The following is a 932-nucleotide window of genomic DNA, read 5'->3' as shown; positions in this document are numbered from 1 at the left end:
TGAGAATCAGTAATTTGTTAATTTATGCTACTACGACGCTATTACCAACGATGCTTATCCCAGTTATCAGGGTTGGCCCAATAGTCTGCATTCAACCAATTTGGCAGCTTTTTATAATCATACAAATTAAATTGCCATAGCGTTAACGATGCTGGTAAGTTTGAAGATGAGTTAGGCAAGCGAGTGTCACCTAAAAGGTTAAGGGGCGTAAATCCGTAAGCTCGTAGATCTAAAGTACTATCAAGGACGATAAGTAGGTGAGCAGCGTAGAGGTCGCGGTAGCGCATGAGCAAAGGAATAGAAGCTTGCAATATGTCTGATGATAGATTGGGTAGCCAAAAGCAGGCCAGCTGATAGCGCTGTGATAGCTGCTTCGTATTTAGTGCTGGCAATGTAGTTAAATGAACTAAAGTGTCGGTCTCATCGTCGTTCAGACTCAACTGCGTCCTCAACTCAGCTATCATTTTTTGATCTTCAGCTATCCATAACAACTGAGACGTCTTTTGTCTGTCTTCATCTGTTTTTTTATCATTCGAATCTGCAAGGGTGGGTAACAGTACCTCGATATATTCGCGCAATATTGTAAGAGCCGTCATATCAAGTTCAGGTGTGTTTGCCGAGAGGTCAGTCATGAAGTAGTGCCAGCTGATAAATAAATGAGTTTTATTATAAGGGATAAACATAAAGTTTGGCGACTGATCTTAAAACCGTTTTACGCTTGAAATTTCGTAGATTAAGCCAATCTAGCAGTATAATTAACCACTATACAATATTTATGCAATTACAATACTTTGTAAATATAGGATGCAACTTATCTTATAGTTTTATTCGATAGCCATGCTCACTATACTGACAACCATTACCTAAAATGTAAACATCCCAAATAATAGGAATCTTTATGTCTGTCTCTGAAACCGATGCGCAAATCATCA

1 protein-coding gene is annotated in these 932 nt (G+C 38.7%); it reads right to left on the bottom strand.

Going from position 1 to position 932, the window contains the following annotated elements; genetic code table 11:
* Positions 1-41: 41 nt before the first annotated feature.
* A complete protein-coding gene (locus ACS8FD_RS17720) occupies positions 42-632 on the bottom strand; it encodes a DUF6231 family protein (protein ID WP_439261579.1) in 591 nt (196 codons plus the stop codon).
* Positions 633-932: the final 300 nt, after the last annotated feature.

Source organism: Psychrobacter sp. 1U2, assembly GCF_051847575.1.
This window is presented reverse-complemented; position numbering and strand designations above follow the sequence as displayed.

Coding starts and splice junctions, on each gene's coding strand:
- ACS8FD_RS17720 (WP_439261579.1), bottom strand. CDS start 632: ATGACTGACCTCTCGGCAAACACACCTGAACTTGATATGACGGCTCTT.